Genomic DNA, 23,577 nt, shown 5'->3' on the forward strand with positions numbered 1-23,577 from the left:
ACCCGGGAGTCGTCTTCAGAATCCGTCTTGCCTTACAATGCAATAGCTAGCGAAAACCCATATGCGATTCCCCTGCCGCTTGCGGGGAGAGGGTTGGGGTGAGGGGGAGTCTCCGCAGGGACGGAGACAGATGGACTCGTGGAGAGTCCCCCTCACCCGCCGCGCGTTCCGCGCGTCGGCCTCTCCCCGCAAGCGGGGAGAGGCGAAGGAAATCGATCAGCTCGCCAGATCCAGCTTCGACGCCACGGTCGAATCCGCGTTGAGGCGATAGATGATCGGCACGCCGGTGGCGAGTTCGCGCTTCAAGATGCCCTCGGGCGACAGCTTTTCCAGCACCATGATCAGTGCGCGCAGCGAGTTGCCGTGGGCGGCAACCAGGGTGCGCTTGCCGTTGAGCACCGCCGGAAGAATCTCCTGCACGTAATAGGGCAGCGCGCGCGCCAGCGTATCCTTGAGGCTTTCGCCGCCGGGCGGCGCAATGTCGAAGGAGCGACGCCAGATGTGCACCTGATCCTCGCCCCACTTCTTGCGCGCGTCGTCCTTGTTGAGCCCGGAGAGATCGCCATAGTCGCGCTCGTTCAGCGCAAGGTCCTTCGATGTCGGCAGGCCGGTCTGGCCGAGCTCGGTGAGGATGAGATCGAGCGTGTGCTGCGCGCGCGTCAGCACCGAGGTGAAGGCGACGTCGAAGACAAGCCCATGCGCCTTGAGCTTGCGGCCGGCCTCCTTGGCTTCCGCAACACCCTGCTCGGTGAGATCAGGATCCTTCCAGCCGGTGAAGAGGTTCTTCAGATTCCATTCGCTCTGGCCGTGGCGCACGAGCACGAGAAGACGTTCGCTCATCTTACCTTCCATACGGAACTAAGTTTGACTATTGCGGCATCGACAGTGCCGAACCTCTCCCATAGGGAGAGGTCGGCGCGTAGCGCCGGGTGAGGGGAGTGGTCCCTCGAGGGACCTGAGCCCCCTCACCCGATTTGCTGCGCAAATCGACCTCTCCCCATTGGGGAGAGGTGAAGGGAGCTTGCGGTGAGAACGAGCAATCATCCAGTTCGTTCAGAAGTCGGCGAGGCCGAGCACGTCGGCCATCGAGTAGTGTCCCGGGCTCTTGCCGTGCGCCCAGAGCGCCGCCTTCAGCGCACCATGCGCGAACAGCATGCGGTCCTCGGCGTGATGCGACAGCGTCAGGCGCTCGAACGGCCCGAGGAAGCTCACGCTGTGATCGCCGGCCGCGGTGCCGCCGCGCAAGGAGGCGAAACCGATATCGCCGCTCCGGCGCGCACCGGTGATGCCGTCGCGTCCACGCGCCGAATGATCGTCGAGCGGGATGCCGCGGCCGGCGGCCGCCGCCTGGCCCAGCATGAGCGCGGTGCCCGAGGGCGCATCGACCTTCATACGGTGATGCGTCTCGACGATCTCGATATCGAAGGTCTCGTCGAGCGACTTGGCCACGCGCTTGACCACCGCGGCGAGCAGATTGACGCCGAGGCTCATATTGCCGGACTGCACCACCACGGCGCGGTTGGTGACGCTCTTGATCACGGCATTGTCGGATGCGGACAGGCCGGTCGTGCCGACGACGTGAACGAGGCCGCGCTCGGCCGCAATCGCGACATTGGCGATCGTGGCCGCCGGCACGGTGAAATCGAGGATGCCGTCGGCGTCCTTCGACATCGCCCAGAGATCGGCCGAGAGCTTGATGCCGTTGGCCGGGAGCCCCGCCAGCACGCCGGCGTCCTTGCCGAGCAGTTCCGAGCCCGGCGCCTCCAGCGCGCCGGCCAGCACCGCGCCTTTGCTCTCGGAAATCGCCCGTGTCAGCGCCCGGCCCATCCGGCCGCCGGCTCCTGCAACAATCAAGCGCATGTCGGACATGGTGTGATCCTCTTCGTGGCCGTTGTAGCGGGGGGACGCAGTTCCGGCAACCGAGGGGGCACCTAGTGAAAACGAACGCTCCCACCCTCCCCTGGAGGGCCTGGAGGGGGAGGGTCGATCGCGCGGAGCGCGAGCGGGGTGGGGTGACAGTCCCTCCGCGACAAACAGTGCCCGAGTGGAGAGATCACCCCACCCCGTCACGCAACCTCGCTTCGCTCGATCGCGTGCCGACCCTCACCCTCCAGGGGAGGGTAAGAAAGCAGCCCTACGGCTGCGGGCCGTCGTAGCCCTCGATGATGATGAGGTCGGCGATCGAGTGGGGCTGACGGACCTTGATATTGGCCTGGTATTCCGGTGAGTTGTAGCAGGCGAGCGCGGCCTCGTAGTCCGGGAATTCGATCACGACGTTGCGCGCGCGGCTCTGGCCTTCGACGCCGGTAAACTTGCCGCCGCGAACGACGTAGCGACCGCCGAACGTCTTGAAGATCGCGAGATTGGCCGCCGCATAGGGCTTGTAGCCATCGTCATTGTGCACGTCGACGCGTCCGATCCAGTAGCCTTTTGCAGCCATTCTCGTTCCCTTTCTTGTTCTGCTGTTTAACCCAAAGCCTGCGCGATCTCGGCATGGATCGCGTCTGCGACCGCCTTCGGATCGGCGGCCTCCACCACTGGCCGTCCCACGACGAGATAATCGGCGCCCGCGGCGATCGCGCGGCCCGGCGTCATGATGCGCTTCTGGTCGCCAGTCGCGGATCCCGCGGGCCGGATGCCGGGAGTAATGAGCTCCATCTGGTGGCCGACGATCTTGCGCAGATTGCCCACCTCCTCCGGCGAGCAGACGAGGCCGTTGACGCCGAGCACCTGCGCCTGCTGGGCGCGGGCCTCGACCAGTTCCGACACGCCGATCCGGTAACCGGCCGCGTGCAGATCGTCGTCGTTGTAGGATGTCAGCACCGTCACCGCGAGAATCTTGAGGCTTGACCCTGCGCGCCCTTCGACGGCGGCCTTCATGGTCTGCGGATAGGCGTGCACGGTGACGAAGGTCGCGCCCGACTTGGCGATGCTCTCGACGCCGCGTGCCACCGTGTTGCCGATGTCGTGCATCTTGAGGTCGGCAAAAACCTTCTTGCCCTGGCTCGCAAGCTTGCCGATCAGCGGCAGGCCGCCGGCATAAGCGAGCTGATAGCCGATCTTGTAGAAGGTGACGCTGTCGCCGAGCCGGTCGATCATCGCCTCCGCTGCGGCAGGACTCGGCAAATCGAGCGCTACGATCAGGCGGTCTTTCGGGGCGATTTCGGCTTGCGTCATGTCACCTCACATCATGCGTTGGGAAATGTCGATCAACTGCCGCACCAGCTCCTTCAGCGCGTCGATATCGCTCTGGTTCTTCAGCCTGTCCATATCGTCATAGGCCTGGTCGGCAAAGGACAGCGCGAGCTGGCTGGCAATCACATTGGCGTGGCACGAGGTCAGGATCAGCCGCAGCGCCATCAGCGCGCGGCTGCCGCCGAGCCGGCTCTGCGATGCACCGGCCAGCGCAAAGGCGCGATTGCGAAACACATCGCCGCGCCTCTCATGCGGATCCTGCACGCGGCTGACCCAGTCGATCGCGTTCTTGAGCAGTGGCGGGACGGAGGCGTTGTATTCGGGTGTGACGATCAGCACGCCATGATGGCTGCCGATCATGCGCTTGAGATTGAGGGCGTTCTTCGGCACGCCGGATTTCGCATAGAGATCTTCGTCATAGATCGGCAGCGGAAAATCGGCGAGCGAGATGCGGGTGACGTCGACGTTGGCCTGGGTGAATTCATAAGCGGCCACGGCCGCCAGCTTCGCATTGTGCGAACCGGTGCGCAGCGAGCCGGGAATGACCAGGATCTTTGGTGCGGGCATCCAATACAGCGCGTTCGGCGAAAACAACTCCCGCCGCGCGAAGGACGAAGCCGGCGGAATTAGTCCTTGCGATACACCCAGACGCGGGCGGGCGGAAGGTTCATCCAGATCCGCTCCGAGGCCTCTGTGGACACGCCGGGCAGCGATTTGGGGATCGGCGGCGCCACCGAATAGGTGAACTGCACGAAGGGCGCGCCGGGCGCGAGCGCCGTGAAGGCGTCGCGGATCAGCCTGAGGCGCGTCAGCATCGGTTTGGTAACCAGCGGAAGGCCGGAGACGACGGCGGACGCGGGCGCGCCCAGGACGTTCCGGAGCGTATCGCGCAAACGATAGGCATCGCCCTGCAAGACCTTGGCCCGCGGATAGCGGTCGCGCAGCAGCGCGCAGAAGCCGGGATTATATTCGACGAGGACGAGACGTTTCTGATCGACCCCACGCTCGATCAGGGCCGAGGTGATTGCGCCGGTGCCGGGGCCGAGCTCGACCACCGGTGCATCTGAATCGACGTCGACGTAATGCGCCATGGTCCGGGCAAGCAGCTTGCCCGACGGCATCACCGCGCCCATGTGCAGCGGCTTTTCTATCCATGAGCGGAGGAATCGAACCTCGTCGTCAAGACGGGGCTTCTTCGACGCACGCACGGACGATTGCAATGGCATGTCAGGACCGGACGGGACCGCGTCACCGCGGCGTGTCAGAAAATGGTCATAAAGACCTATAGGTGACAAGCGGTATGGTCAAGCCGGGTCAGGTCGCCCGATTACCGAAGAAATCCTTGACCTTGGAGAAAAAGCCCACCGATTCCGGCTGCGTGGCGCCGGAGGACAATTTTTCGAACTCCGCGAGCAATTCCTGCTGCTTCTTGGTGAGGTTCTGGGGTGTTTCGACCGCAACCTGGACGTACATGTCGCCCATCTGGCGCGAGCGGAGCACCGGCATGCCCTTTGATGCAATGCGGAATCGACGGCCGGACTGGGTCCCGGCCGGGACCTTCACCTTGGTCTTGCCCTTGTCGATGGTCGGGACCTCGAATTCGCCGCCGAGCGCGGCGGTCACCATCGAGATCGGCACCCGGCAATGCAGATCGGCGCCGTCGCGCTGGAAGAACTGGTGCTGGGCCAGCGACAGGAAGATGTAGAGGTCGCCGGACGGACCGCCGCGCACACCGGCCTCGCCCTCGCCGGCGAGCCTGATCCGCGTGCCGTCCTCGACCCCCTGCGGAATGTTGACCGACAGCGTCCGCTCGCGCGTGACGCGGCCCTGGCCCGAGCAGGACGGGCAGGCATCCTCGATCATCTGGCCGCGGCCCTGGCAGCCGGGACAGGTCCGCTCCAGCGTGAAGAAGCCCTGCGACTGCCGCACGCGCCCGGCGCCGCCGCAATGCGAGCAGGTCTTTGGCTTGGTCCCGGCCTTGGCGCCGGTGCCCGAGCAAGCTTCGCAGGTGACCGAGACCGGAATCTCGATCTGCGCGGTCTTGCCGCCAAAGGCTTCCTCGAGCGTGATCTCCATGTTGTAGCGCAGGTCCGCGCCACGCTCGCGGCCGCCACGGCCGCGTTGTCCGGCCATGCCGAACAGATCCTCGAAAATATCGGAGAAGGACGACGCAAAGCCCGCGCCGAAGCCGGCACCGCCGCCGCCGAAGCCGCCGCCCTGCTCGAAGGCGGCATGTCCGTAGCGGTCGTAGGCGGCGCGTTTGTCCTTGTCCTTCAGGATCTCATAAGCCTCGTTGATCTCCTTGAACCGCACCTCGCTGGTATCATCCCCCGGATTGCGATCGGGATGGAATTTCATCGCCAGCTTGCGGAACGACGATTTCAGTACGGAATCGTCGGCGGTCCGTTCGACTTCGAGGGTTTCGTAATAGCAGCGCTTGGTGGACATGTTGAACCCGGTCTCGTCGCAATTCAGGTCGGGGTGGAACAACGTCGCCACGCGACGATACGAGCGCCCTCACGCCCTGCGGCAGAGGACGGCAAAGCAGCGTTCAGAATAACGGCTGGGAGTTGATCGATCGTAACGCGGACGCGTCCCGTCTGACCCGGCACGACGGCCTCCCCCTTGTGGGGGGAGGCGTTCGCGATATGGGTCCAAGCCGTCCGCATCATGACCCTCGCGGGCTCTAGGCGGACTTCTTGTTGGTCTTGTCGTCGTCGACCTCGGTGAACTCCGCGTCGACGACGTCGTCCTTGGCAGCATCCTTCTTGGCGTCGGCCTCGGCCTGCTGCTTGTACATGGCCTCGCCGAGCTTCATCGAAGCCTGGGCCAGCGTGTTGGTCTTGGCCTTGATCGCCTCGGCATCGTCGCCCTTCAGCGCTTCCTTGAGGTCGCTGACGGCATCCTCGATGGCGCGGCGCTCGGTCTCGGCGACCTTCGAACCGTGCTCGGCAAGCGCCTTCTCGGTGGAATGCACCAGCGCATCGGCATGGTTCTTGGCGTCGACCGCCTCGCGGCGTTTCTTGTCGGCGGCCGCATTGGCTTCGGCGTCCTTGACCATCTTGTCGATGTCGGCTTCGGACAGACCGCCGGAGGCCTGGATGCGGATCTGCTGCTCCTTGCCGGTCGCCTTGTCCTTGGCGGACACGTTGACGATGCCGTTGGCGTCGATGTCGAAGGTCACCTCGATCTGCGGCATGCCGCGCGGGGCCGGCGGAATGCCCATCAGGTCGAACTGGCCGAGCATCTTGTTGTCGGCCGCCATTTCACGCTCACCCTGGAAGACGCGGATAGTGACCGCGTTCTGGTTGTCCTCGGCGGTCGAGAACACCTGGCTCTTCTTGGTCGGGATCGTGGTGTTGCGGTCGATGATGCGGGTGAACACGCCGCCCAGCGTCTCGATGCCCAGCGACAGCGGGGTCACGTCGAGCAGCAGCACATCCTTGACGTCGCCCTGGAGCACGCCGGCCTGGATCGCAGCGCCGATCGCGACGACCTCGTCGGGATTGACGCCCTTGTGCGGCTCCTTGCCGAACAATTGCTTCACGACTTCCTGGACCTTCGGCATGCGCGACATGCCGCCGACCAGCACCACTTCGCCGATCTCACCGGCGGTGACGCCGGCGTCCTTCAGCGCCTTGCGGCAGGGCTCGACGGTCTTCTGGATGAGGTCGTCGACCAGCGCCTCGAACTTGGCGCGGGTGAGCTTCATGGTCAGATGCTTCGGCCCGGTCTGGTCCGCCGTGATGAAGGGCAGGTTGATCTCGGTCTGCGTCGTCGACGACAGCTCGATCTTGGCCTTTTCAGCGGCTTCCTTCAGGCGCTGCAAAGCGAGCTTGTCGTTGCGCAGGTTGATGCCCTGCTCCTTCTGGAACTCGTCGGCGAGATAGCCGACCAGGCGCATGTCGAAATCTTCACCGCCGAGGAAAGTGTCGCCATTGGTCGACTTCACCTCGAACACGCCGTCGCCGATTTCGAGAATGGAAATATCGAACGTGCCGCCGCCGAGGTCGTACACGGCGATCGTGCCGGCCTTGGTCTTGTCCAGACCATAGGCGAGCGCGGCCGCGGTCGGCTCGTTGATGATGCGCAGCACTTCGAGGCCCGCGATCTTGCCGGCGTCCTTGGTCGCCTGGCGCTGGGCGTCGTTGAAGTATGCGGGAACGGTGATGACCGCCTGATCGACCTTCTGGCCGAGATGGGCTTCCGCGGTCTCCTTCATCTTCTGCAAGATGAACGCAGAGACCTGCGAGGGCGAGTAGGTCTGGCCGTCGGCCTCGACCCAGGCGTCGCCGTTGGAAGCCTTCACGATCTTGTAGGGAACGAGCTTCTTGTCCTTCTCGACCATCGGGTCGTCGTAGCGGCGGCCAATGAGGCGCTTCACTGCGAAGAACGTGCGCTCGGGATTGGTAACGGCCTGGCGCTTGGCGGGCTGGCCGACGAGGCGTTCGCCATCATCCGTGACGGCGACGATCGAAGGCGTCGTGCGCATGCCTTCGGAATTCTCAATGACTTTGGCGTTTTTGCCATCCATTACGGCGACGCACGAATTCGTGGTGCCGAGGTCGATCCCAATGACCTTTCCCATGGTCCTGATATCCTTGTTTTTGCGGCAGGTTGGTTGGGCCCAGAAGGCACCCGATCCAAACCCCCTAAGATCAAACATCCGCGATATTGCGATGATTGAGGCTCATATAGGAGGGGGGGACCTGCCCGCAAGGACCGAAACCACGTTTCGGCCGTGAAAACATTGGGTTTTGGAGGATCGTATCGGGCTACCCGGCCCCTTGCGGGTGAGGGTTTATCAACAGGTTGCGGGCCACCCGGCCCCGGCCGGGCCCGATGACCCGCCCTGTTGCGGGAACGCCAAACCCGCTAAAAGGCGGGGCGACCGGATCGCCCCCCTGATCCGACCCTTGATCGATCCTTGGGCTCCCACCGCGACAAAGGGGCCCGATGGCCGTCCATCGAACGGCCTCAATGTGAACCAAGTAGAGTCTTCATGAAGCCCATTCGCCTGCTGACCGCGCTCGCCCTCGTCGTCATCTCCGCCGTTTCGGCGATTGCCCCGGCCTTGGCCGCCGATCCCGTCTTCCCGTCGGGAGCCCGCCTCGGGATGGTCCCGCTGATCGGCCTGAATGCAGCCAAGACTTTTCCGGGATTTGAGAGCGGCGACGGAGGCGTGAAGGTGCTGGTCACCGAGCTGCCGGCGGATGCCTATGGCGAGGTCGCAAACGCCCTCAAGGCCAATCCCGCCGGCACCACCGCGATGAAGCCGGACAAGATCGAGACCCAAGCGGGCCTCGCCTATTTCACCGTCGAGACCGGCAAGAACGGTGCGGAGACCGTGAAGCGCTATTCGATGATCGTGCCGGGCCAGGGCTTCTCCGGCTATGTCGCGGTGCAGATCCCGGAGAACGCCGCCAAGATCTACACCGACGAGGCGGTGCGGCAGATGTTTGCCACAGCGGTCACGCGCAAGGAGGTGCCGGTCGACGAGCAGCTTGCGACGATGCCGTTCAAGATCAGCGATCTCGGCAACTTCAAGAACGTGCGCATGATCGCGCCCGGCGCCAGCATCGTCTTGGCGGACGGCGACGAGACCGCCAGTCTCGAAACCAAGCCGTTCATGATCATCAGCCTGATCGGCTCGACGCCGCAGAATGCGGACGACCGTGCCCGCTTCGCGCAGGAGGCTGCGCAGCAGATCCCGGGCCTGCGCGAGGTACGCGTCACCATGTCCGAGCCGGTCCGCATCAGCGGCACGCCGGGCTTCGAGACCCGGATCGACGGCGTCAGCGGCAAGGACAAGACCGAGGTCACGGTGGTGCAGTGGATCCGCTTCGGCGGCGGCACGTCGCTGCGCATCATCGCCAGCGCCCCGCGCAGCCAGTGGTCCGACGCCTTCACCCGTTTCCGCGCGGTGCGCGACGGCATCCAGCCGAAGGGCTAGCAAAGGTCATCGCGCGACGACCGACCAACCAACCTGCTCGGTGTCGTCCCGGCGGGGATTTGTCCGGCCAGCAAGCCTACACGTTGACCAAGCCAGGCCGCATTTTCGGGCTTTTGTTTGTACACAAATGGAACTACGCTCCCTCCCCGTCGGGTTCATCTTGGAGGGAGACGGACTATGCTTGATCGACGCAAGGTGCTGTTCGGGATTTCGACTGCAACGCTCGCAACCCTCGTTCCTGCCCCGCTCTGGGCGGCGGCATCAATCAAGCCGGACGAGGCGTCGGCGCTGCTCGTGATCGACGTGCAAAACTGCTTCCTGCCCGGCGGCAGCCTCGCCGTGAAGGAAGGCGAGCAGGTGGTGCCGGTCATCAACAAGATGGCCAAGGCGTTCGCGAACGTGGTGATGACACAGGACTGGCACACGCCGGGACACATCTCGTTTGCGTCGGTGCATTCCGGCAAGAAGCCGTTCGAGACCGTCGATCTTCCCTACGGCAAGCAGGTGCTGTGGCCCGACCATTGCGTGCAGGGCACCGACGGCGCTTCGCTGTCGAAGGATCTTGCGATCCCGCACGCCGAGCTCATCATCCGCAAGGGTTTTCACAAGGACGTCGACAGCTACTCGGCCTTCGTCGAAGCCGACGGCAAGACCTCGACCGGCCTCGCCGGTTATCTCAAGGGCCGCAAGATCAAGCGCGTCTTCGTTGCGGGCCTGGCGACAGATTTCTGCGTCGCCTGGACCGCGCTCGACGCGCGCAAGGCCGGCTTCGAGACCTATGTGGTGGAAGACGCCTGCCGCGGCATCGACACGCAGGGCTCGCTCGCAAAAGCCTGGGCCGATATGGCCAAGGCCGGCGTCAAGCGGATTCAGTCCGGCGATATCGCAATGAGCGCGTAAGATAGCAGCTTGTCATTCCGGGGCGGCTCGAAGAGCCGAACCCGGAATCTCGAGATTCCACAATGCGCAATTGCGCGTTGGGGCTCGATGCTTCGCATCGCCCCGGAATGACGTTCAAACTTACGCCGCGCTGTTCGGCTCGTTGGTGTTGGCGGCCGGCGCGGCCTTGGCGCCGCCCTTGGACACACCGACCAGCGCCGGGCGCAGCACGCGCTCGCCGATCAGATAGCCGGCCTGCACGACCTGCACGACGGTGCCCGACGGCACCGACGCATCGGGCACCTCGAACATCGCCTGCTGGAAGTTCGGATCGAACTTCTGACCCTGCGGATCGAACTTCTTCACGCCGTGCTTTTCCAGCGCGTTGAGCAGCGAGCGCTCGGTCAGTTCCACGCCCTCGATCAGCGCCGTCAGGCCGGGATCGGCGGCGGCACGCGCCTCGGCCGGAACGGCGTCGAGCGCGCGCTGCAGATTATCGGCGATGTCGAGCACGTCGCGGGCAAAGCCGGTGATGCCGTAGAGCCTGGCGTCGGCGACTTCCTTGGTGGTCCGCTTGCGCAGGTTTTCCATCTCGGCAAGCGTCCGCAGCATCCGGTCGCGCGCATCGGCCGCTTCCTTCTGCAGCAGCTCGACAGAACCGGGCTCGGGATCGTCGGGCATCACGTAAGGCTTTGACACCACGGGCTCGCCGGTTGCCGCGGTCGTGTCTTCGGGTTGCCGGTCTCGATCGGTCATCGGCTGCTTCTCGGTCTCAGTTAGGGGAGTTTCTGGCCGGGATATCGTGCTTTGCGGCGCGAAAATCAAGCGCCCGTGATCGGCGAAAAACGCGCCTCAGCCGCCCAGCAGGCGGCTGACGATGCGGGCGGCATAGTCCACGGTCGGGATCACGCGGGCATAATTCAGCCGCGTCGGACCGATCACGCCCAAAACGCCGACGATGTGACCGGCGGCATCCCGATAGGGCGAGATGATGGTGGAGGAGCCGGACAGCGAGAACAGCTTGTTCTCCGAGCCGATGAAGATCCTCACGCCCTCGGCGTGTTCCGCGCGGCCGAGCAGATCGATCACGCCGCGCTTGGTCTCGAGGTCGTCGAACAACAGGCGCACCCGCTCCAGATCCTCCAGCGCATGCAGGTCTTCGAGCAAATTGGCATGGCCGCGCACGATGAGCTGGCGGTCCTCGTTCTCGCCGCCGGACCAGCTCGCGATGCCGGCCGAGATCACTTTCTGGGTGAGCTGGTCGAGCTCGGCGCGGGCATGCGCCAGCGCGGTCTCGAGCTCGAGCCGTGCTTCCGCCAGCGTGCGGCCGCGGATCCGCGCATTGAGAAAATTGCCGGCTTCGATCAGGGCCGCGGCCGGAACCCCGGGCGGCAGCGTCAGCACGCGGTTCTCCACCTGGCCGTCCTCGCCGACCAGGATCACCAGCGCCCGCTCCGGTTCCAGGCGGACGAACTCAATGTGCTTGAGCCGCGCGTTGGATTTTGGCGTCAGCACCACGGCGGCCGCCCGCGTCAGGCCGGAGAGCCGCGTCAGCGCCTCCTCCAGCGCGGCCTCGACCGACTGCGCCTGGCCGACGGAGGACAATTGGCTCTGGATCGCCTGCCGCTCGGCGTCGGTGAGGTCGCCGACCTGCATCAGGGCGTCGACGAAGAAGCGCAGGCCGAGTTCCGTCGGCAACCGGCCGGCCGAGGTGTGCGGGGCATAGATCAGGCCGAGCTGCTCCAGATCGGCCATGACGTTGCGGACAGAGGCCGGCGACAGCGGTACCGCGATCAGCCGCGAAATATTGCGCGAGCCGACGGGCTCGCCGGTCGCGAGGTAACTCTCGACAATTTGACGAAAGATGTCGCGCGAACGTTCGTTGAGCTGGGCAAGGCCTGCGCGCGACGCGATCAGATGAATCGGATCGTGATGGGCCACAGACGTTAACTCCTCTCAGTTGCTGATAATTTGTCTATCCAAGGGCGCTCTGACAAGCGCGCATTTGGGCCGAAAAGGCCTTGCCGCCCACCCTTCCCCCACATACAAGCACCGCGAACAGCATTTTCCCGTGAGTTTTGGAGGATTCCCATGCGGCCAAGCCGCCGTGCGCCCGACGAATTGCGCCCCGTGACGCTGGAGCGCGGCGTGGTCAAATATGCGGAAGGCTCCTGCCTCGTGAAGTTCGGCGACACCCATGTGCTGGTCACCGCCACGCTGGAAGAGCGCCTGCCGCCGTGGCTAAAGGGCCAGGGCCGCGGCTGGGTCACCGCCGAATACGGCATGCTGCCGCGCGCCACGCTGGAGCGCACCCGTCGCGAGGCTTCCGCGGGAAAACAGAGCGGCCGCACCGTCGAGATCCAGCGCCTGATCGGCCGCTCGCTTCGCACCATCGTCGACCTCGAAGCGCTCGGCGAGCGCCAGATCACGGTCGATTGCGACGTGCTCCAGGCCGATGGCGGCACCCGCACGGCGTCGATCACCGGCGCCTGGGTCGCGCTCGCCGACTGCATCAACTGGATGAAGTCGCGCAACATGATCAAGGCCAACGTGATGCGCGACAACGTCGCCGCGATCTCCTGCGGCATCTATCAGGGCACACCGGTGCTGGACCTCGACTATGCCGAGGATTCCGAAGCCGAGACCGACGCCAATTTCGTCATGACGGGCGACGGCCGCATCATCGAGGTGCAGGGCACCGCGGAACGCGAGCCGTTCACGCAAGACGAGTTCCTGGCGCTGATGGCGCTGGCGCGCAAGGGTGTGGCGCGTCTGGTGGACTTGCAGAAACTTGCGGTGGCATAGTCAATAGGCCATGGCCCGCCGAATCACAGGCAAGCTCGTCATCGCCACCCACAATCCCGGCAAGCTCGCCGAGATGCGGGAGCTGCTGGCACCGCACGGCATCGAAGCGGTGTCGGCCGGCGAGCTCGGCCTCGGCGAGCCCGAGGAGACCGGCCACGACTTTCGCAGCAATGCCGGAATCAAGGCGGTCGCAGCGGCGCAAGCCGCAAAGCTGCCGGCCTTTGCCGACGATTCCGGCATCGTGGTCGACGCGCTCGACGGCGCGCCCGGCATCTTTTCCGCGCGCTGGGCGGGACCGACCAAGGACTTCACCGCGGCGATGACGCGCATCGAGCGGCTGTTGCAGGAGCGCGGCGCGACCGCGCCCGACCGCCGAAGAGCCCATTTCGTCTCCGCGCTCTGCGTCGCCTGGCCCGACGGTCACCGCGAAGAGGTCGAGGCGCGCGTCGACGGCACGCTGGTCTGGCCGCCGCGCGGCACCGCCGGCTTCGGCTACGATCCGATGTTTCTGCCCGACGGCCACACGCGCACCTTCGGCGAAATGGAGAGCATCGAGAAGCACGGCCTGCCGCCGCTCGGCCTCGGCCTGTCGCATCGCGCCCGCGCCTTCGTGAAACTGGCGGAGATCTGCCTTGAGCCGCGCTGACAAGGACGCCTTCGGCGTCTATGTGCACTGGCCATTCTGCCTGTCGAAGTGCCCTTACTGCGACTTCAACAGCCATGTCCGCCACGCCGCGATCGACGAGGCGCGCTTTGCCAGCGCCTTCGCCCGCGAGATCGAAACCACCGCGCAGCGCGCACCCGGCCGCGAGGTCACCTCGATCTTCCTCGGCGGCGGCACGCCGTCGCTGATGCAGCCGGCAACGGTCGGCGCGGTGCTCGACGCGATCGGCAAGCACTGGCACGTCGCCGGCGATGTCGAAGTCACGCTGGAAGCAAACCCCACCAGCGTGGAAGCCACGCGCTTTGCCGGCTATCGCGCCGCCGGCGTCAACCGCGTCTCGCTCGGCGTGCAGGCGCTCGACGACGCTTCGCTGAAGATGCTGGGCCGCTTGCACTCTGCGCGCGAGGCGCTCGACGCCGTCGCCATCGCGCGGCGCTCGTTCGACCGCTATTCGTTCGACCTGATCTATGCCCGCCCCGACCAGACGCCGGCGATGTGGAGCGACGAGCTCCGTCATGCCATCGACGAGGCGGCCGAGCATCTGTCGCTCTATCAGCTCACCATCGAGGAAGGCACGCCGTTCTACGGCCTGCACCAGGCCGGCAAGCTGAAGACGCCGGACGAGTCACTCGCGCGCATCCTTTACGATGTGACGCAAGAGACCTGCGACAAGCTCGGGCTTCCCGCCTACGAGATTTCCAATCACGCGCGGCGCGGCGCCGAGTGCCGGCACAATCTCGTCTACTGGCGCGGCGAGGAATATGCCGGCATCGGTCCCGGCGCGCATGGGCGTCTCGACATCGACGGCGTCAGGCACGCGACCGCCACCGAGAAGCGCCCCGAAGCCTGGCTGATGCGGGTCGAGACCAACGGCCATGGCGTTGTCACCGACGATCTCCTCAACAGCGAAGAGCGCGCCGACGAATTCTTGCTGATGGGATTGCGGCTCGCCGAGGGCATCGATCCCAAGCGCTACGCCGCGCTCGCCGGCCGCTCGCTCGACCCCAGGCGCATCGCGCTATTGCGGGAGGAAGGCGCGATCACCGTCGATGCTACTGGCCGCCTGCGCGTGACAAGCAGTGGTTTCCCCGTGCTGGATGCTGTCGTCGCTGACCTGGCGGCGTAAAGGCTTTGATAAGCGAACCGCCGGGATTTCCGGCGGTTGACGGCCCGATGTGCTAGATTGGCTCGCGCGTTATCCTGCCCCCGCCTTCGGACGGCCATGAACGAGCGAACCACGCCTCCTGCGATCCATGATCCAGAACTCGACCGGCGCGTGAAGGATGCCGGTGCGAGCAAGACGGTCTACGCCCTCGTCACGCCGGAGACCGAAGCGGCAAAACACGCCATCCTCGGCAATTGCCTCGTGTCGCCCGATGCCGCGCGCCGGCATCATCTCGAGCAATTCCGCGACGCCTGGACCGGCAAGCAATTTGCGCTTCATGAAGCCTTTCTCGAACGCTGGATGGCGTGGGCCGCCCCGGTAGTCGCGCTCAAGCCCGCCGGATTTCCCTGGCGCTATCCGACAGCCGGCGGCAGCGAAGCCCTGTTTCACGTCATTACCGCCTACGGCAACCGCGCGCGCAGCGAGCGATTTGAGCCCGAAGTCCATGTCTTCTGTGGCGAGTACGAGGGCTACAAGGCCTATGCCGAGGCATGCGGGATCGCGGTCGTCGAGCATGACCGCGCCGATTGGCAAACGGTCGGACGTTCGCTTCCCGCGACCGCGCTGTTCTGTATCAGCCAGCCCTCCGCGATCGACGGCAATGTCTGGCCCGACGCAAATGCCTTCTTCGACCTGCTGTCGGCAGGCGCCGCAAAACCGCGCCTGCTGCTCGACGTCACCTATGTCGGCAGCATCGCCGAAGCGCTGGCTTTGCGAATTGCCGCCGACAGCCCTGTGGTGCAGGCCGTCGCGTTCAGCCTCTCAAAACCGTTCGGCGTCTACTACGACCGTATCGGCGGCATTTTCTGTCGCGAGGCCATGCCATCCCTGTTCGGCAATCAATGGTTCAAGAACCTCACCTCGCTGCAGCTCGGTCTCGCGCTGATCGAGCGCCATGACGTGTTCGACCTGCCGCGGCGCTACAGGAGCGTTCAGTGCGAGGCGGCGGCGCAGGTCGGCCGCCGGCTCGGCATCGCGCTCGAACCGACTGACGTCACGATCCTTGCACAGGCATCACAGTCAGACGCCGTCGATCCAGCGCTCGCCGCCTTCCTGCGACGGCCAGCGAACAATCCCCGGGCCAATTTGCGCGTGTGTCTGACCCCCGCCATGGCTGATATGATCGGCACGGCCGGCCCGATCACCGGAGGCGCGTCTTGAAGAATCTCGTCGCGTTGACCAATCCTGAAGACATCCACCGTCATGTGCTTGCCTTATGGCGATGCGAGCCGATCCGCAGCTCGCACGCCAACAATGGCTTCATCCACGACATCGTCGAACAGTTCGCGAGCCTGCCGCGGCTGTTCTGCGACACGACGAATGACCGGCTCGAACGCGCCCATTTCTGCTCCTGGTGGGGCGTGACGATGAACCGGACCTACGACAATCCTGCGATCGAGGATCTCTACCGCCTGCACGAGATGTTTCATTCCGCCTTCATGCCCTACTTTCCGGGCATCGGCTTCGATGCGTTTCACCGCAAGATGGAGGACAACGAGCTGAAGGCGAGCGTCTGTTCGGAGATTCGCGTCTATTTTGAACTGCCGCAGCTGAGGAACCTTGCGTTTGAGCATCCGATCTATGCCGACCGGTTCCTGTCAGACACCTCGATGCAGACGCTCTGGCAGAAGAACAAGCCGGTCGCGATCGAGACGCTGCAGGAAGCGCGCCGCGATGTGATGTTCTCCAAGCCCGAACATGAGATGGACCTGGCGGAGCGATGGATCCGGCGCTTTGCTCTGCAAAACCGCCAGTGGTCGACATGCTGGTACGATCGTTATCTCGAGATCGAACAACACATGTACGACTTCCAGATTCGCGCATTGCAGGGTGATCGCTCAGGCGCCATCGCGGATCACCTGACCTGGATCGAGGCTCAGGCCGGCCAGGACGCCGACGATCAAATTCCCTATCGTCAGGAGGCCGCGCTGTTCGCGAACATCTATTGGAGCAACCGGCGCCGTTACGAGGCGCAGGTCCCGGCTGTGGTCAAATCGGGTTAGTTCAACGGGCGAAGGCCCGTTAAGCCCCAAAACTCCTCGGCGAGCCCGCGACCGCGACGCCGCCGCCTTGCGCGACCTTCATCACGGCAAGACCGCGTTCGTTGGTGCCGTCGGCGCGGAAACGGAACAGGCCATCGATGCCTGCAAAGCCGGAAGGGTTCGTCAGTACGTCGGCCGAGAAACGCTGGCCGCCCTGCGTGCGCGCGAGCGCTGCGACGAGCGCCACCGCATCATAGGCGAGCGTCGCCGTGCGCACCGGCTCGCCGCCATATTTGGTGCGATAGCGGCCCGCGAAGGCACGGAACCCCGCGGGATCCGGCGCGGCATAGAGACCGCCCTGCAACGCCGGGCTCGAATAGACACGCGGATTGTCCCACAGGCCGGTGCCGAGCAGCTGGATGTTGCGCAGGTTGGCACCCGCGGCCGTGAGCGCATCGGCCACCGCAACGACCGCATCGCCGTCATCGGCGATGAACAGCGCATCTGCGCCGCCAAGCTGCTGCGCCACCGTGCGCGCGGCGGTGGCACGGTCGGCGCCGTATCTTTCGAACGCGACTATGCGGCCGCCGCGGCGCGGCACGGCCGGCTTCAGCGCCGCCTCGACGACATTGCCATAGGCATTGTCCGGCACTAGCGCCGCGAACGAGCGTTTGCCGATGCTGGCGGAGTATTCGACGATGCGATTGACGTCGGACTCCGGCAGGAAGCTGAGCAGGTACACGCCGCGGCCGGCGATGCTCGAATCGGTCGAGAACGCGATCACCGAAACACCGCGTGCCCGCGTCACCTGCGCGACGGCCGGAACCGACTGCGCGAACAGCGGCCCCAGAACGATCTCGGCACCTTCCTCGACCGCCTGCTGCGCACCCTGTTGGGCGCCTTGCGGCGTGCCGTTGTCGTCCTTGATCAGGAGCTGGATGTTCGGGTTCTGGAACTCGGCGAGCGCCATCTCGGCGGCGTTGCGCATGGACTGCGCGGCGAGCCCGGCATTGCCAGCGGCCGACAAGGGCAGGATCAGGCCGACCTTGACCCCGCCGGTGCCGGCGACGGCAGCCTGCTGCGGAGGACCAGCGGGCCCCGGCGATGGCGAGGAGCTGAACGGATTGGAGAACTGGCTGAGGCTCTGCTGAACGCCGGCGCAGGCCGACAGCAGGGGTGCGCCGAGCAGCAGGCCAAGCGCGGTCCGGCGGGTCGCCCCTGATAAAGGGGCACCCGAGCGGGACGACTTCAAACGACGCGGGCCCACCATGGCAACTCTTGTAACGACCGGTGGAAACCGGTCTGGATCTCCGTTCCGCTAGAAAGAGGCGGATTCAGGCATATTGTCGGCGAATAGTTAACCAAAACAAAAGGATAATAATCACCTAACGCGATTGCACGTCGTTCATGGAAAGCCGTTCGCCTCCCCGAGGCCAGGCATCAACCCGGCGTTTCCGTCGCGAATATGGCGCTTGCGCTCCTCTCGCTCCAGAGCTTCCGTTCCGATGGAATCGGAGCCGAAGCTCTAGATTCTTGTTTTGACGCGTTTTCTTGACGCGAACCGGTATCCACTTCGCTGGAAAACACTCTAAGTTGACATTATGCGCGCAAAGCCTGCCCCGATAAATACGCCTGAAGGCGCGGCCGACACCGCCGCGCGGGGTTTTTCCATCGATGCCCACCGATTTGCAGCGCCGAAGGCAGCGCCGGGTCTCTATCTGGTGGCGACCCCCATCGGCAATCTCGGCGATATCACCCTGCGCGCGCTCGAGACGCTCGCAGGCGTCGACATCATCGCCTGCGAGGACACCCGCATCACCCGGCGGCTGATCGAGCGCTACGCGATATCGGCCCAGCTAAAACCCTATCACGAGCACAATGCCGAAGCGGCGCGGCCAAGAATCCTGGGGCTGCTTTCGCAGGGCGGCGCGATCGCGCTGGTGTCCGATGCCGGCACGCCCCTGATCTCCGATCCCGGCTTCAAGCTGGTGCGCGAGGTCTCGGCCGCAGGTTATGCGGTGTTCGCCCTGCCCGGCCCCTCCTCGGTGCTCGCGGCGCTCACGGTCGCAGCCTTGCCGACCGACCGCTTCTTCTTCGAGGGCTTTCTGCCGTCGAAATCGGTCGCGCGCCGCAACCGCCTCGCCGAGCTTGCCCGCATCGAGGCGACGCTCGTGATGTTCGAATCCGGCAATCGCGTGCAGGACACGCTCGCCGATCTCGCCGAGATCATGGGCGACCGCGAGGCGGCGATCTGCCGCGAGCTGACCAAGCTGCATGAGGAGGTTTCGCGCGCGCCGCTCAGCGAGCTGGCACGTGACGCGGCTACGCTGGAAACACGCGGCGAATTCGCGCTGGTGATCGCGCCGCCCGCCGCGGACAGCCAGGCCATGACGCCGGACGCGCTGGACGATCTTTTGCGAAAGCAGCTTGCCACGCACAGCGTCAAGGACGCGGTGGCGCATGCGGTCGAGCTTTCCGGGCGGCCCCGCCGCGAGATCTATGCCCGCGCGCTCGAGCTCGTGAAGGACTTGCGGGGCGCTCATGACGAAGACTGACGGCGTGACGCCGGCGGAGCCGAAGGCCGCCTCCCCCGAACGCGTCGCCGCGTTCCGCACCGGGCTATCAGCCGAAAGCCGCGCCGCCGCCTACCTTCTGGCGAAGGGCTACCGTATTCTCGCAAGACGCTACCGCACGCCGCATGGCGAGATCGACATCGTGGCGCGCAGGCGCGATCTGATCGCCTTCATCGAGGTCAAGGCGCGCGCCAGCCTCGATGACGCCGCCTATGCCGTGACGCCCCGCCAGCAGCAACGCATCGTCAATGCGGCCCAAGGCTGGCTTGCCGCGCATCCCGAGCATGCGGAGTTTGAATTGCGATTCGACGCCATGCTGATTGCGCCGCGCCGACTTCCACGCCATCTGTTGGCGGCATTCGACGCCTCGACCTGAAAGGCCGCCCATGAAACTGAACGTCGCCGTCCAGATGGACCCCATCGCCCGCATCAATATCAAGGGCGATTCCACCTTTGCGCTGCTGCTGGAGGCCCAGAAGCGCGGCCACGGGCTGTCCTATTACACCCCCGACAAGCTGTCGCTGGTCGGCGAGGAGCTGGTCGCCCCGGTGCAGCTTTTGACCGTGCGCGACGAGCCGGGCGATCACTTCACCCTCGGCGAGCCCAGGCGCGAGGCGCTGAACGGTTTTGACGTCGTGCTGCTGCGACAGGACCCGCCGTTCGACCTCGCCTACATCACTTCGACGCATTTCCTCGAGCGCATCCATCCCAAGACGCTGGTCGTCAACGATCCCGCATCCGTGCGCAACGCGCCGGAAAAATTGTTCGTGATGAACTTTCCGCAATTGATGCCGCCGACACTGATCTCGCGCGACCTCGACGAGATCAACGCCTTCCGCCTGCAGCACGGCGCGGTCGTCATGAAGCCGCTGCACGGCCATGGCGGCGCGGCGGTGTTCCGCGTGATGCCGCAGGACATGAATTTCGGGTCGCTGTTCGACATGTTCTCGGTGACCTTCCGGGAGCCCTGGGTGGTCCAGCAGTTCATTCCCGAGGTGAAGCACGGCGACAAGCGCATCATCCTGGTCGACGGCGAGTTCGCAGGCGCCGTCAATCGCGTGCCGGCCGCCGATGATCTTCGCTCCAACATGGTGCGCGGCGGCGCAGCCAAGGAGACCGAGCTCACCCCGCGCGAGCGCGAGATCTGTGAGACGGTCGGACCGGCGCTGCGCGAGCGCGGCCTGCTGTTCGTCGGCATCGACGTCATCAACGGCAACCTCACCGAGATCAACGTGACTTCGCCGACCGGCATCCGCGCAATTGGACGGCTCGGCGGGCCGGACGTGGCAGCGAAGATCTGGGACGTGATCGAGAAGAAACGGGCGAAGTAGCATCGTGGCCTGGCGACCCATCCCGCATTTCGCACTTGCCGCCGGCATCCTGCTCATCTGCCAGTCGGCCGCCAGCGCCGCCTGCGTCGCCAACTATCGTTTCCACATTACCTCCGAGGGGCCGTGGAACGCCTACGGCGCGATCGGACAGGGCAAGAGCTGCACCGGGAGCTACACGGCGGGCGGCAACATGGTGTTCAAGCGCCTCTGGCTGGTCAGCGCGCCCGCCCGCGGCAAGATCCAGCTCCACGAGGGCGGCACCTACACTTACACCGCGCCGAAGGGCTACACCGGTCCGGACTCCTTCACGCTCCGTGTTTGCGGCAAGGAGGGCAACACGGAAGGGTGTGCGAACATCGTCTACAGCATGACGGTGTCGTAGGCGTGGGACGCATCTCCATCTCGTCATCCCGATGAGCGCAGGCGACGCGACGACGACAAGCTAACCTTGCGTTCACCATGACGCGGCGCCCAGCATCCGTAGCGTGCGTAAATCTACGGACTTATCGCTTTCCGAATAACGCCCCGTTCACCATGCGGCCAAAACCCGCTGCGTGACGCGCGATCACATTCGGGCCTGCAACATCCCTTATACTTTTACTGGCCTACTCATCGAGACGGGGGAACCCGCCACGTTCGTGCGGTTCGTGTATCCGCGTTGAGAGTAGCAAGCGTATGAATACCGCACGCATCGTCGTTCTCGTCATTGCGCTCGGCGCCGGCGGCGTCGCCGCCTATCTCGCCAGCGGCTACGAGAACAAGCCCGTTGCGCCGGCACCGGTCGTCGAGAAGCTGCCGACGGTCGACGTGCTGGTTGCGAAGAACGACATCGGCCTCGGCCAGGTCGTCAAACCCGAGGATCTGCTCTGGCAGCCCTGGCCGGCGACGGCCGCGAGCGGCGCCTTCATCCGCCGCGACGGCAGGCCCGATGCGGCAACCCAGATCGCCGGCTCGATCGCGCGCACGCCCTTGATGCAGGGCGAGCCGATCCGCGAGCAAAAGCTGGTCAAGGCCGATGGCTCCGGCTTCATGGCGGCGATCCTGCCGACCGGCATGCGGGCGATCTCGACCGAAATTTCCGCGGAGACCGGCGCCGGCGGCTTCATCCTGCCGAACGACCGCGTCGACGTCATCCTAACCCGGCGCGACAAGAACCCCGGCGCGAACGCGGCCAATGGCAGCAATGCTCCCGACCTCGTCTCCTCCGAGGTCATCCTGTCCAACATTCGCGTTCTCGCGATCGACCAGGCTCCGAAGGAGAAGGAAGGCCAGAACACCGTCCTCGGCAAGACGGTGACGCTGGAGTTGAAGCCCGAGCAGGCGGAAACGCTCACCCGGGCGCGGCAGACCGGCAGCCTGGCGCTGGCGCTGCGCAGCATCGTCGATGCCAATGCAGTCGACAAGAATTCTGACGAGCAACCCGCGAAGCGCGGGGCGAGCGTGAACGTCGTCCGTTACGGCATTCAGAGCACGTCGTCACAGAAGTGATGGGGATAGAAGATATGAAGCTTGGGGGACATCAGGGCGCGATGCGGATCCGGGGGGATCGCGCGCGCTCATTGTGGACGGGGGCAATGCTGATGCTCGGCGTCGTCGCCGGATCGCCGGTGGCGATCGGTGCCGAAGCAGGCGTCGGCGATCAGACACCAGCGCAAGCCGCGGACCTCGGGCTCTCGCCGGTCTCAACCGTCGCCCCGGCGCGGACGCGCTTCCTGGCACTCGGCGTCGGCAAATCCGTCGTCATCGACCTGCCGCGTGACGTCAAGGACGTGCTGGTCGCCGATCCCAAGATCGCCAATGCGGTGATCCGCTCGGCGCAGCGTGCTTACATTATCGGCGGTGCGGTCGGACAGACCAATGTCGTGTTCTTCGGCGCCGACGGCCAGCAGGTCGCCTCCTACGACATCGCGGTGAAGCGCGATCTCAACGGCGTGCGCGCAGCACTCCGGCAGTCGCTACCGGGCATTCAGATCGAGGGCGTCGGCGACAGCGTGATGCTGACGGGCTCGGTGTCGAGCCCGGTCGAGGCGCAGCAGGCCGGCGACGTCGCGGCAAAGCTGGTCGGCGGCGCCGAGAAGGTCGTCAACAACATCATCGTGCGCGGCCGCGACCAGGTGATGCTGAAGGTGGTCGTTGCCGAAGTGCGGCGCGACATCGTCAAGCAGATGGGCATCGACCTCTCGGCCAGCATGAATGCCGGCACGGCGGTGGTGAATTTCAACAACGCCAATCCCTTCACGGCCTCCGGCGTGCCGCTGGTGTCCGGCAATGCGCTGACCGCGGCCGCGGTCGCCAAGGGCATGCCGACGGTGACAGCGACGATGCGCGCGATGGAAAGCGCGGGCGTGGTGCGGACGCTGGCCGAGCCGAACCTCACCGCGATCTCGGGCGAGGCCGCGACCTTCATCGCGGGCGGCGAATTCCCGATTCCCGCAGGCTACTCCTGCGACCCCACCACCCATGTCTGTACCACGCAGATCTCGTTCAAGAAGTTCGGCATCTCGCTCAACTTCACGCCGGTCGTGCTCAGCGAGGGCCGCATCAGCCTGCGGGTGATGACCGAAGTGTCGGAGCTGTCGAACCAGCATTCGATCACGGTGTCGCAGGCGATCAGCTTGAACTCGACCAATTCGATCACCATTCCGTCGATCCAGACCCGCCGCGCCGAGACCACGCTCGAGATTCCGTCCGGTGGCTCGATGGCGATGGCGGGCCTGATCCAGCAGCAGACCCGGCAGGCGATCAACGGCCTTCCCGGCGTCGACCAGTTGCCGATCCTCGGCGCGCTGTTCCGCAGCCAGGACTACGTCAACAACGAGACCGAACTGATGGTGATCGTCACGCCCTATGTCGTGCGTGCCGTCGCGCAGAAGGAGCTGTCGCGTCCCGATGACGGATTCGCGCCGGCTTCCGACGCGCAATCGGCCCTGCTCGGCCGCATCAATCGCCTCTACGGTCTTGCCGCGCGCCGCGTCGATCCCGTGGCCGGCGTCCAGGGCGATTTCGGCTTCATCGTCGACTGAGAACGAA

Annotated in this window: 24 protein-coding genes; 13 read left to right on the top strand and 11 right to left on the bottom strand. The window is 65.2% G+C overall.

All coding sequences use genetic code 11. The features are described from left to right. Nucleotides 1-216: 216 nt before the first annotated feature. From JQ632_RS14870 to dnaK, 8 genes are all read right to left on the bottom strand, one after another. Nucleotides 217-840 carry a 2,3-bisphosphoglycerate-dependent phosphoglycerate mutase gene (locus JQ632_RS14870; protein ID WP_212403186.1) on the bottom strand — a complete coding sequence of 208 codons (624 nt, stop codon included), beginning with the start codon at nucleotides 838-840 and terminating at the stop codon, nucleotides 217-219. 213 nt (nucleotides 841-1,053) lie between these two features. Continuing rightward, on the bottom strand, nucleotides 1,054-1,869 hold the full coding sequence (gene dapB, locus JQ632_RS14875; protein WP_212403188.1) for a 4-hydroxy-tetrahydrodipicolinate reductase: 816 nt from the start codon (nucleotides 1,867-1,869) through the stop codon (nucleotides 1,054-1,056). Nucleotides 1,870-2,134: 265 nt separating this feature from the next. Further along, on the bottom strand, nucleotides 2,135-2,440 hold the full coding sequence (locus JQ632_RS14880) for a DUF1330 domain-containing protein (protein WP_212403190.1): 306 nt from the start codon (nucleotides 2,438-2,440) through the stop codon (nucleotides 2,135-2,137). 26 nt (nucleotides 2,441-2,466) lie between these two features. Further along, nucleotides 2,467-3,177: an orotidine-5'-phosphate decarboxylase gene (gene pyrF / locus JQ632_RS14885; RefSeq protein ID WP_212403192.1), complete on the bottom strand. Its 711-nt coding sequence runs from the start codon at nucleotides 3,175-3,177 to the stop codon at nucleotides 2,467-2,469. A 6-nt stretch (nucleotides 3,178-3,183) separates the two neighbouring features. Continuing rightward, nucleotides 3,184-3,762 carry an NADPH-dependent FMN reductase gene (locus JQ632_RS14890; protein ID WP_212403194.1) on the bottom strand — a complete coding sequence of 193 codons (579 nt, stop codon included), beginning with the start codon at nucleotides 3,760-3,762 and terminating at the stop codon, nucleotides 3,184-3,186. A gap of 59 nt (nucleotides 3,763-3,821) precedes the next feature. After that, nucleotides 3,822-4,421 (bottom strand): class I SAM-dependent methyltransferase, encoded by a 600-nt coding sequence (locus JQ632_RS14895; RefSeq protein WP_212403196.1) that lies wholly within the window; start codon nucleotides 4,419-4,421, stop codon nucleotides 3,822-3,824. An 88-nt stretch (nucleotides 4,422-4,509) separates the two neighbouring features. After that, a complete protein-coding gene (dnaJ, locus tag JQ632_RS14900) occupies nucleotides 4,510-5,643 on the bottom strand; it encodes a molecular chaperone DnaJ (protein WP_212403466.1) in 1,134 nt (377 codons plus the stop codon). Between the two features lie 238 nt (nucleotides 5,644-5,881). After that, nucleotides 5,882-7,783, bottom strand: coding sequence for a molecular chaperone DnaK (gene dnaK, locus JQ632_RS14905; protein ID WP_212403198.1), 1,902 nt, complete (start codon nucleotides 7,781-7,783; stop codon nucleotides 5,882-5,884). 414 nt (nucleotides 7,784-8,197) lie between these two features. Here dnaK and JQ632_RS14910 point away from each other — a divergent pair, with 414 nt between their 5' ends. Both JQ632_RS14910 and pncA read left to right on the top strand, forming a co-directional pair. Next, a complete protein-coding gene (locus tag JQ632_RS14910) occupies nucleotides 8,198-9,148 on the top strand; it encodes a hypothetical protein (RefSeq protein WP_212403200.1) in 951 nt (316 codons plus the stop codon). Nucleotides 9,149-9,325: 177 nt separating this feature from the next. Further along, on the top strand, nucleotides 9,326-10,048 hold the full coding sequence (pncA, locus tag JQ632_RS14915) for a bifunctional nicotinamidase/pyrazinamidase (RefSeq protein WP_212403202.1): 723 nt from the start codon (nucleotides 9,326-9,328) through the stop codon (nucleotides 10,046-10,048). A 120-nt stretch (nucleotides 10,049-10,168) separates the two neighbouring features. Here pncA and grpE read toward each other — a convergent pair whose 3' ends face one another. Both grpE and hrcA read right to left on the bottom strand, forming a co-directional pair. Beyond that, the gene (gene grpE / locus JQ632_RS14920) at nucleotides 10,169-10,783 is read right to left on the bottom strand and encodes a nucleotide exchange factor GrpE (protein ID WP_212403204.1); all 615 of its coding nucleotides are present in this window, start codon (nucleotides 10,781-10,783) and stop codon (nucleotides 10,169-10,171) included. A gap of 96 nt (nucleotides 10,784-10,879) precedes the next feature. Continuing rightward, complete coding sequence (gene hrcA, locus JQ632_RS14925) at nucleotides 10,880-11,968, bottom strand: heat-inducible transcriptional repressor HrcA (RefSeq protein ID WP_212403206.1); 1,089 nt, start codon at nucleotides 11,966-11,968, stop codon at nucleotides 10,880-10,882. A gap of 150 nt (nucleotides 11,969-12,118) precedes the next feature. On the opposite strand from hrcA, the gene rph reads away from it, so the two are divergent. The 5 genes from rph to JQ632_RS14950 all read left to right on the top strand — a co-directional run bounded on the left by rph (nucleotide 12,119) and on the right by JQ632_RS14950 (nucleotide 16,664). Beyond that, on the top strand, nucleotides 12,119-12,832 hold the full coding sequence (gene rph / locus JQ632_RS14930) for a ribonuclease PH (RefSeq protein WP_212403208.1): 714 nt from the start codon (nucleotides 12,119-12,121) through the stop codon (nucleotides 12,830-12,832). A 10-nt stretch (nucleotides 12,833-12,842) separates the two neighbouring features. Beyond that, the gene (gene rdgB, locus JQ632_RS14935; protein WP_212403210.1) at nucleotides 12,843-13,478 is read left to right on the top strand and encodes an RdgB/HAM1 family non-canonical purine NTP pyrophosphatase; all 636 of its coding nucleotides are present in this window, start codon (nucleotides 12,843-12,845) and stop codon (nucleotides 13,476-13,478) included. Beyond that, the gene (gene hemW, locus JQ632_RS14940) at nucleotides 13,465-14,622 is read left to right on the top strand and encodes a radical SAM family heme chaperone HemW (protein WP_212403212.1); all 1,158 of its coding nucleotides are present in this window, start codon (nucleotides 13,465-13,467) and stop codon (nucleotides 14,620-14,622) included. Before rdgB ends, hemW begins: the two co-directional genes overlap by 14 nt. A 96-nt stretch (nucleotides 14,623-14,718) precedes the next feature. After that, entirely contained in the window at nucleotides 14,719-15,822 is a 1,104-nt protein-coding gene (locus tag JQ632_RS14945; RefSeq protein WP_212403214.1) for a hypothetical protein, read from the top strand. Beyond that, nucleotides 15,819-16,664 carry a hypothetical protein gene (locus JQ632_RS14950; RefSeq protein WP_212403216.1) on the top strand — a complete coding sequence of 282 codons (846 nt, stop codon included), beginning with the start codon at nucleotides 15,819-15,821 and terminating at the stop codon, nucleotides 16,662-16,664. Before JQ632_RS14945 ends, JQ632_RS14950 begins: the two co-directional genes overlap by 4 nt. 19 nt (nucleotides 16,665-16,683) lie before the next feature. Here JQ632_RS14950 and JQ632_RS14955 read toward each other — a convergent pair whose 3' ends face one another. Next, nucleotides 16,684-17,913, bottom strand: a complete 1,230-nt coding sequence (locus tag JQ632_RS14955; RefSeq protein ID WP_212403217.1) for a penicillin-binding protein activator — start codon at nucleotides 17,911-17,913, stop codon at nucleotides 16,684-16,686. Between the two features lie 331 nt (nucleotides 17,914-18,244). Between JQ632_RS14955 and rsmI the strand changes: the two genes are divergently transcribed. The 6 genes from rsmI to JQ632_RS14985 all read left to right on the top strand — a co-directional run bounded on the left by rsmI (nucleotide 18,245) and on the right by JQ632_RS14985 (nucleotide 23,570). After that, the gene (gene rsmI, locus JQ632_RS14960) at nucleotides 18,245-19,198 is read left to right on the top strand and encodes a 16S rRNA (cytidine(1402)-2'-O)-methyltransferase (RefSeq protein WP_212403219.1); all 954 of its coding nucleotides are present in this window, start codon (nucleotides 18,245-18,247) and stop codon (nucleotides 19,196-19,198) included. Beyond that, entirely contained in the window at nucleotides 19,185-19,592 is a 408-nt protein-coding gene (locus JQ632_RS14965) for a YraN family protein (RefSeq protein WP_212403221.1), read from the top strand. Before rsmI ends, JQ632_RS14965 begins: the two co-directional genes overlap by 14 nt. Nucleotides 19,593-19,602: 10 nt before the next feature. Beyond that, on the top strand, nucleotides 19,603-20,547 hold the full coding sequence (gene gshB, locus JQ632_RS14970; protein WP_212403223.1) for a glutathione synthase: 945 nt from the start codon (nucleotides 19,603-19,605) through the stop codon (nucleotides 20,545-20,547). Nucleotides 20,548-20,551: 4 nt separating this feature from the next. Then, nucleotides 20,552-20,929, top strand: coding sequence for an Ig-like domain-containing protein (locus JQ632_RS40275; RefSeq protein ID WP_212403225.1), 378 nt, complete (start codon nucleotides 20,552-20,554; stop codon nucleotides 20,927-20,929). 293 nt (nucleotides 20,930-21,222) lie between these two features. Then, nucleotides 21,223-22,035, top strand: a complete 813-nt coding sequence (gene cpaB / locus JQ632_RS14980; protein WP_212403226.1) for a Flp pilus assembly protein CpaB — start codon at nucleotides 21,223-21,225, stop codon at nucleotides 22,033-22,035. Nucleotides 22,036-22,076: 41 nt separating this feature from the next. Further along, nucleotides 22,077-23,570, top strand: coding sequence for a type II and III secretion system protein family protein (locus JQ632_RS14985; RefSeq protein WP_212403468.1), 1,494 nt, complete (start codon nucleotides 22,077-22,079; stop codon nucleotides 23,568-23,570). Nucleotides 23,571-23,577 lie beyond the last annotated feature (7 nt).

It is taken from the genome of Bradyrhizobium liaoningense, from assembly GCF_018130955.1.
Classification (GTDB): domain Bacteria; phylum Pseudomonadota; class Alphaproteobacteria; order Rhizobiales; family Xanthobacteraceae; genus Bradyrhizobium; species Bradyrhizobium liaoningense_C.